Origin of the sequence: Tibeticola sp., from assembly GCF_022759015.1 — a bacterium.
GTDB classification, from domain to species: Bacteria; Pseudomonadota; Gammaproteobacteria; order Burkholderiales; family Burkholderiaceae_C; genus Tibeticola; species Tibeticola sediminis.
The window spans coordinates 1-8,521 of sequence record NZ_JAEMQB010000069.1 but is presented as its reverse complement, the minus strand read 5'-3'; the positions used below and the strand labels follow the sequence as shown (position 1 = coordinate 8,521).

At 62.5% G+C, this 8,521-nt stretch carries 3 protein-coding genes and 1 pseudogene; all 4 read right to left on the bottom strand.

What is annotated here, in order from left to right; translation table 11 throughout:
- A partial coding sequence (locus tag JHC36_RS04080; protein ID WP_287916194.1) for an enoyl-CoA hydratase/isomerase family protein occupies positions 1 to 214 on the bottom strand: 214 nt, incomplete at its 3' end.
- Between the two features lie 188 nt (positions 215 to 402).
- Positions 403 to 2,739: pseudogene (locus JHC36_RS11670) on the bottom strand (type ISP restriction/modification enzyme).
- Between the two features lie 1,613 nt (positions 2,740 to 4,352).
- Positions 4,353 to 5,189, bottom strand: coding sequence for a KilA-N domain-containing protein (locus tag JHC36_RS04065; RefSeq protein ID WP_287916191.1), 837 nt, complete (start codon positions 5,187 to 5,189; stop codon positions 4,353 to 4,355).
- A 33-nt stretch (positions 5,190 to 5,222) separates the two neighbouring features.
- Positions 5,223 to 8,378, bottom strand: coding sequence for a helicase-related protein (locus JHC36_RS04060; protein WP_287916188.1), 3,156 nt, complete (start codon positions 8,376 to 8,378; stop codon positions 5,223 to 5,225).
- Positions 8,379 to 8,521: the final 143 nt, after the last annotated feature.

Sequence of the window (8,521 nt, the reverse complement as noted above, 5' to 3'; positions counted from 1 at the left end):
TGGGCGTACCGAACTCGGTGATATCGGCGCCGGCTGAAAACGCCCGGGCGCTGCCTGTGAGCACGATGATCTGCACCGAGACATCGGCGTTGGCACGGTCCAGCGCATCGGCGATGCCGGCACGCAGGTCGTAGCCCAGGCTGTTCACCGGCGGGCGGTCCATGAGGAGCACGGCCACCGGGCCGCGGTTGCTGATGCTGACGGGGTTGCTCATCGTGAGCCTTTCTTGACAGGATGGGTGGGACGGGACGGATCAGGCATCAGGTTGACGCCTCGAACGCTCAGCATCCGCGGCGGGGTGGAGCGCCGTCAGCTGCATGCTGTTGTTAGGCGCACCTCTCGCAGCGCTGCTTCTGCGGGTGGGCTGACATCGGCAAAGCGCAGCAGTTCCGTGCTTTCGCATCACGACTCTCCGCCCAGCACATCAACGAACTCCGCGACCACCTGCAGCTGCCCCTCATCCGCGCCGGTGAGAACGATCGGCTTGAAGTCGGGGTTGACGGGTTTCAGCGTGATCTTCTCGTGGCGCCAGGTGTCGCCCGCTTGCGCCTTCTCGCTCTCGTAGCGCTTAACGGTGTAGCGCTCGCCGCTCTCGGGGTCGGTGGCGTCGCGCAGTTGCACCGGCACCGTCTTGCCCTGGCGCGTGCCCTCGACAGGCGCAGCGAAGAGGCAGTACGCACCGTCGGGGATGGCGGGCTCCATGGACTTGCCGACGACCTGGGCCACGAACATGCCGGGGCGCAGGCGGCGCTTGGTCTCGACGGCGGCCCACTCGAAGCCATCGTCGTCGATGTGCTGGGGATCGCTGAAGGCGCCGGCGGCGACCTTGAGCGGGACGAGCGGCACGCAGGTGACGTAGCGCTCCTTCGGACCCGGCTGCACGATGCGCGGCCGGAACGGGATGACCTTGGGCGCCGCGGCCTGCGCCTCGCCGGCCTGGAACGCCCCCGGCCAGCCGCCGGTCTGCTCGATGACTACATCAATCTCCTGCATCAGACGGATGGTCTCGTTGAGCGCGACGACGATCTTCTGGTAGTGGGCGATGTCGTCCTTGGAGAGCGTGCGGCCCCTGCGGTCTTTGAGCCACTTCTCGCAGACCTGGTAGCCGCCGATGTGGAAGTTCCACACGGCCTCGGGTACGCCGCGAAAGCCGATGGTGCCAGGAGTGGCGGGCTGGCCCTTCTTCGTCGCGGCGGCGTCGAGCCAGACGGTGTTGTCCGCCCAGCCGACTCGACCGACCGCTGGAGTCTTCGGGCCGATGTAGGTAGTGAGGGGGTCGTCGAGCTTGGGTGACTCCATGAGGTGCAGGGCGTTGAGTTCGCCGCCGAGCCGGGCCAGCGCACGGAACAGCGCCAGGTTCCCTGTCAACGGCAGGCGCGGGAAATCGATCTTCAGAAACTCCGCGTAGCGGCTCCGGTAGCTGGGACTGTGGAACACCGCGTAGGCGTAGTGGAAGATGTCTTCGGGCGTCAGGCCGGAGGGCAGGCTGTGCGGCCCCGTCGGTTGGAGACCCAAGACAGTCGCCAGCGATTTCAGAACCGAGGTGGAAAAATTGATCCGTTGCTCGCTTGCGAGGCTCTTCTGCGAACTCTCCAAGTCGTCGGCGAGGTAAAGTGGAAAAACGCTGTTGGTGTCGTAGGCCGACATCGCCTTGTGCGAGCTGACCGTTCCCGCAACCCAGACATCCCACTGGTCTTTCGTCATACGCGTCGCGAGCAACGTCACATTCTTGGGATGCCCGACGACGTGCTGCATTGTCGGCCACGAACGTCCCCATACAAGTGTCGAATCGAAGAATATTCATCGGGAGTCGAATGGCCGGTAGTTGGTCCTGATTACCCGGTTCGGAATATCGACGCGCTTCAGCTCCGCCCGCGCACGTTGGACATCCCAACCCTTCTTGTCGGCAACATCAAAAACTTTGAGCAATGAAGCATCGTCTTGCCGCGAAGCGTTGAACGCACGCACTCGCTCGACAAGGGCATCCCGATCGAAGTCGACAACAAGGTTGTCTCGCGCAGTGATGTACCCCGCGCCGTTAGCAGGCATCGCGTCTGGAAGACCTGGCCACGCCTCAAACTCGAATTTCAGTGAACTGCTTTGCGGGACGAAAAGGAAGTGCTCGGGCGTTGGTTCAAGCGATTGCCATTCGTGACTGCCGACATTGTTTGCGCCGAGCCACGCCTCTTTGCTTTGCCGCGTGCCCCAGAGTTCATGATGCATTGCTTCGCACGCATCGCGTACGCCCGGCAGCCGAACACTCAAGGCAATGGCTACGCCTTGCTTAATTTGGAAGACATTCACGTCCTCACCGCCGTCCGGCGGTTGCTCCTGCTTTGTCGAGTTTCCGTGCAGGTCATTCAGCCAAATACGCGAAGCGGAGCGCAGCAGGCTCCACCTCACGCCGCGCATCGTCGGATTGTCCAAGAACGAGTGATTTGTGATTAGCCCGGAGACGCCAACGCCTGCGCGCTCAATCGTCCGTTGAGTGAGCCGAACGAATTTCACGTAGTCATCGTTCAGATTCTTCTCCATCTGCAACGCGCCCCGCTCGTGAATCCGTTCTCCATTCACGAACTTGTAGTCTTCAACCAACGCCCGGTGATGAGGCTCCAGATTTGCCGAGAGCAGCGAATAGGGCGGGTTGCCGATGACGACGGTGAACCGCTGCTTCCGCTTGACCTCGTTGACTGACTGCGCCTCACGCGCGAGCGCCGGGAGCCACTCCGCAAACTCCATCTGCTTCTTGCTGTCGCTCGACGGTTCGAGTGCATTCGTCAGGTAGACACGCGCCCGCTCCTCGCTGCCGAACCGGTAGCCCGTCTCATAGAGCTTGAGCCCAACCTTCAAGTGTGCAATGGCGTAGGGCGCCATCATCAGTTCGTAGGCGTGTAGCCGCGTAAGCAGGTGCTTGGGCACATGCTCGTTCCACAGCGCCGCGATCTTCGTCTCGCCGTGGCCCTGCGCCTTCCACTTGGCGACCATCGTCTTGTGAATGATGTCGATGACTTCAACGAGGAAGGTGCCGGTGCCGGTGGCGGGGTCGAGGATCTGCACGAAGGCCTGGTCGGGCGAGGCGCCCTCGGGAACCTTGAGGTCCTTGTGGCGCTTGACCATCTCGCCCCAGGTGGTCGTGTCAGCCAGCCCATCTTCAAGGCCAAACTCGGTGCGCAGCAGCTCGTCCACCGAGCGCACGATGTAAGAGACGACCGGTCGCGGGGTGTAGAAGACGCCGCGCTGCATCCGCTTCTTGGCGTCGTACTCCTTGAGGAACAACTCGTAGAAGTGGATGACCGGGTCTTCCTGCGGGTTCTTGTCGCCAAAGTCGAGGACGACCGCTTCCATGTTCGCGTCGTCGAGCAACTGCACGACTTCGCTCACGCCCAGCTCGTCGAAGTCGATACCCGGCCCGCCCGCCTTGCCGCGTCGCCCGCCGACCTTTGGGAAGGTCTCCATCAGCTCCCGCAGGAACGGGTTGGTGCGCATGTGGCCGGCGAAGTCGTCGACCGTCTTCTTGTGCGGGTCGGCGATGCGCGCCGAGAGCAGACCGTAGGCAATGGTCTGCGCGTACATGTCGGCGAAGCCATCGGCGTCGAGGTCATGGACCAGCGCCGTCTGGAACGCCTTCATCAGCTTGGTGAGCGGGCCGCGGTCGGTCTCGATGGCGAGCGCGGATTTGATCCGGTCGCGGATGTCGCCCGCCAGCTTGGCCAGGCGGATCGAGAGTTCCTTCGAGGTGGTGACGACCTCGCCGTGGCGCAGGGTGAAGGCGCCGCGCCAGCCCTTGCGCCAGGCCTCGAGATCGGCGTCGTCGTCCGGCCAGGCCAGATGCTGCGTCAGCTCCTTCGCAACGGCGTCGAGATGCAACGCCGTGTCGCGGTTGTCCCAGCCGAGCACCTTGAGCGTGGGCAAGTCGTGGCCGTCCTGCGGCTTTGCAAAATGCGCAAAGCTGATCTGCCGCTCGCTGCCCTCGCCGTAGTTGGAGATGAAGAGCAGGTCGTCGGCAGCCCAGGCGGTGCGGTCGGCGCTGTTGGCGGAGGCGCGCTTCTTGAGCGCCACCTGGCTCAGGATGCGGCGCAGCGCCACCACCGGGAGCTTCTTCGGCTCGAACTTGACGAAAAAGATGCCCCAGGGCTGGCGCGTCGAGAGCGGCTTCAGGCGCTTGATCTCGGTGATCTTGGCGGCGGTCTTCGGGTCGATGCCGAGCTCGTCGGCGGTGAAGTCGTAGAACAGATCGTCCACGTCCTCGAACGAATCGCCGGCAATCGGCCAGCCCATCTCGTCGCGCAGATAGGCGATGAGCTGGGGGAATGTCTTGATATCCGCCAGCGCGGCGCGGTGATCGGTCGGCATCAGCACTCCTTGAGTTGCCTGATGACCTGAGCACCTGTCAACACCTGCATCTGGCGGATGGCGATCTGGTTGAGTCGATTGAGCCGCTCCCCTTGGGAAAGACCCATGTGGATGAGTTCGGCATTCATACCTTCGATGTTGGCCAGCACCAGCAATTGTTCGACGGTGGCGTGCTCGCGCATGTTGCCGTCGAGCCCGGGATTGGAATCCCGCCACTGCTTCGCGGTCTGGCCGAACAGGGCGACGTTGAGAAGATCGGCCTCGGTGGCATACGTAATGGCCGCCTGCGCGGGCGTAACGACCGCAGGGATCAGGTGGGTCCGAATCGCATCCGTATGAATGCGGTAGTTGAGCTTGGAGAGGGTGCGGTTGAGATTCCAGGCGAGCGAGAGGCGGCTGTTCTCGTCCTCCTTTAGCCGCTGGAACTCCTTGATCAGGAACAGTTTGAACTCGACGGAAATCCAGGTGGCGAACTCGAAGGCGATGTCCTTGTGGGCAAAGGTTCCGCCGTAGCGGCCCGGCTTCGACAGGATCCCGACGGCGCCGGTTTTTTCGATCCATTGTCGAGGGGTCAGGGCGAAGCTGTTCAGGCCGGCGCTCTTTCTAAACCCGTCGAATTCGACGGGTTTAAAGCCGGGATTGTTGAGGCTCTCCCAGATGCCGAGAAACTCGATCGTGTTGCGGTTGCGGAGCCAATTGCGGATCAGATCGTCCGTAAGCCCGGCGTTCTTGTGGCGCGCGATATCGGTGAGCGAAATATAGTCCTGCTCCCGGTAAACGAGAACCGTGATGTCGGTTCCTTTCACGCTGACGGTGGCTTTGCGTGTCGTGCTCATGAGTCGCCTACGCGGCGGTCGTTCGGCATGTCCTTAGCCTTCGTTCAGTTCCATCCAGCAGCGGAGCGCCGGCTTGACCCCGACCGGCGCGTCCACCCGCTTGAGATAGGAATTCTTGATGTGCTTCTCGATCTTGCCGCGCAGCTCGATGAGCGTCTTCTCCTCGGTCGTGCATTTGCGCGGCGTCTCGGGCTTGGAGCGGATGCTGGCGACGATCTCGCCGGGTTCCTCAAGGATGGCGTCGCGGTCGAGGTCGTAGAGGTACCAGCGCGTGGTGCCGGCGTCCTCTGTGAACTCGGGTGGATCCTTCTGCTTGTCGAGCGCAGGGAGCGCGTAGCAGAAGAACACGCCGCGTACGCACTTGGCCACCCGCTTGCGCCCGCTGAACGTGGCGCCAGGCAGGCCCTTGAGCCGCGCCTCTAACGCGGGGTCAGTCTGCAGCAGGGCCTGGTATTCGAGGTGCATGTCCTCGACCGCGGTCTTGGTGCCCTCGTAGGCGTGGTTGAACTCCCTGATCGCGTCGAAGTCGTCCTCGGGCGTCAGCAGCTTCTTGCCTTCGATCCCCAGCGTCTTCGAGATCAACAGGGTCTTCTGGGTGACCTTGGCGTAGAGCGTGAGGATCGCGTTCAGCTCGTCGGGAGGCAGGAAGTTCCAGAAGCTCACCTTGCCGCGGGAGGCGGCGACCTCCGGATGGTCGGCGACGAGCCGCTTCTCGACCTCGGGGTTCATGCGTCGGTCCACGCGACCAATGCGCTGCATCAGGCGCACCGGGTTCCAGTGGATGTCGTAGTTGATCATCCGCGAGGCGTCCTGGAGGTTCAGGCCTTCGGAGAGGACGTCGGTGGAGATGAGGACGCGGATCTCGGTGCGGCCCTTCTCGGCGAGCGCGGGCGACGATGCGCCGTTGTAATACGGTGAGAAGCACTGAATGACGTCGGCGCGATTGCGCTTGGTGGCGCTGTCCACCTGGGACACGCCATCGATGCCGGCCTTGTCGAGCTGCCCCTTGAGGTAGCGAGCGGTATCCGCGAATTCTGTGAAGATGAGAACCTTCTGGCCGTCGAGTTCCTTGGTCTTGAGCAGCCGGATCAGTTTCTGCAGCTTGTCGTCGTGCTTCGGGTCGAACTTCCGAGCCTCGTCGAGAAACTGCACGATCTGATCGAGGTCGAGGAAGGTCTCGGACATCATCTCCTCGACCCGGTACTCATTGCGGTCAAGCCGCTCAACAGCGTCGAGCAGCTCCTGCGGCACGATGTCGTCGTCTTCGGACTCGTCGCCGTCCTCGCCCCAGAACCCCATATGACGCTGAACCGCGTAGCTGAGAATCTCACTGTTCTGGGCCTTCCAACGATCCAGGCGCTTCTTCTCCGGGTCGGTCTCGCTGTGTACTTCGAGGAAGGCAAGTAGCTTTTTCAGCAAGCGCTCGCATGAGAGCTCGAAGGCTACGACCGAGCTCTCGAAGCGTTTCAGAAAGCTGGTGCGGATGAGGCCGACGACCTGCTCCTGTCGCCCCTCATCCATTGGATCGATGCTCTTGTCCGACCCCTTGTACCAGGCCAGCGGGCAATACATGGGAAGGGTGAATAGTGGGCTCTTGCGAGTGAAGGCTTTCTCGAACATGTCGAGCAGGCGGCCGTAGGTCTTGCGGATCGAGTACGCCGCGACCTGTGGCGCCTTGCGCTCCGGGAAGACCGCGGCCTTGCCGGTCTCGCGGATCTGGCTCTCGCGGGCGTAGGCACGGCTGCGTTGCACGACGAGCTGTTTGAAGATCTCGTCCGTGCCGAGAATCTGTTGCGCCTCGGTCATGTGCTCGGCCACATCGGTCGAATCTTGTCCGACTGCAGTCCGAAGGGCCTTTTCCATCTGGTTGAAATGCGCGCGCAGATTGTTCACACCCAGCGTGCGGGCGAAGTAGGTCTCGACGCGCCGCGTGAACAGCTCGGCCATGTGCCGGAAGTCGCTCAGCCGGTTGTTGATCGGTGTGGCGGTGAGCATGAAGAGGGCCTTGGGCCGCTTCGCTTGGTCGAGCAACTCGTAGAGCTGGTGGTAGCGCGACGGCTCGACCTCCTCTTCTGCACTGCCCTGGCGCCCCGGGTTTCGGAAGTGGTGGGCTTCATCAATGATCACGACGTCGGCGAGTTCGGCGATCCGGCGGAAGCGTTCCGGGAAATCGCCGGCGCGACCAAGGTCGGTGTGACTGAAGACGGCGAGGTTGCTGAAGTCGGCGTTACCGCCAACGCCACCGATGTGCGGCAGCCAATCACGCAAGTGCGGCTCCCAGACGCCTTCCTTTGTGGCCTTGGGTGCGAACAACACCACGCGCTTGCCGTCGTGCAGCACGAGTCGCTCGATCAGCATCAGGCCGACGAAGGTCTTGCCGAGGCCGACGCCATCGCAGAGGAACGCGCCACCGTGTTGGCGCGCGATCTTCATCAGCGCCCAGTAGGCTTCCTTCTGATAGCGGTCGATCTTCGGGAACATCTGCGAGCGCGTCTCGTCCCACTCGGTCGAGGTCAGCTCATGGCCGCGGAAGTACTCCTGAAGCGCCTTCGCGTAGACATCGAACGGCGTGTAGAGATGGGTTTGGCGCTCAATGGTCGTGATGACGGCGTCGGTGACAACGCTGGCATCGTTCCAGTGAATCTCGAACCACTCTTGCAGCTGTGCGACCTCGCGTGCGCTCTGAACCTGGATGTTGAGCTCGATGTTCTTGGTGAGGCCCGGCAGAGTGAAGTTGCTCGATCCGACCAGTGCCTGTGAGCCGATCACTTCCAGCTTCGCGTGCGTGATGTACGCCTTGGCGTGGAACTTGTCCTTGTCGTAGACCCGGCACTCGATCTGGCCGAAGCGCAGCGCCTCGAGGAGCGCGGGCACGCCATGGAGAAACGGGTTGGAGTCCTTGGTCGCCTCGATACTGCCGTCAAGAACTAGAACGGCCCGTTCACGCACGACGTCGAGCAGCGCCTTACGCGTGCGCTGCGTCATCTCCGCGCCCAACAGGATGCGAATCTTGTCCAGCGCCTGCCATTTGCCGTCGAGTGCGAGCAGTGCGCCGATCTCGAAGTACCCAGTGGCGATGTCGAACGCCTTCGCGATGCCGGTCCATTCTTCGAGATAGCGCAGACCCGTCCAGCCGGAGACGCTGTTGTCGACGATGAAGAGGTCGCGGCCTTTGGATTCAACAGTCATTCATATCCTTGCATCGAAGTAGGGCCACCCTGGTGCGCCTAACAACGGCTTGAAGACTATATTCGTCGGCGCATGGCTCACAAGGAAATGCCGGGCCGCCTCAAGGTTCCTTGTCCCCCACGTGGGGCTGAGCCCGCACCGAG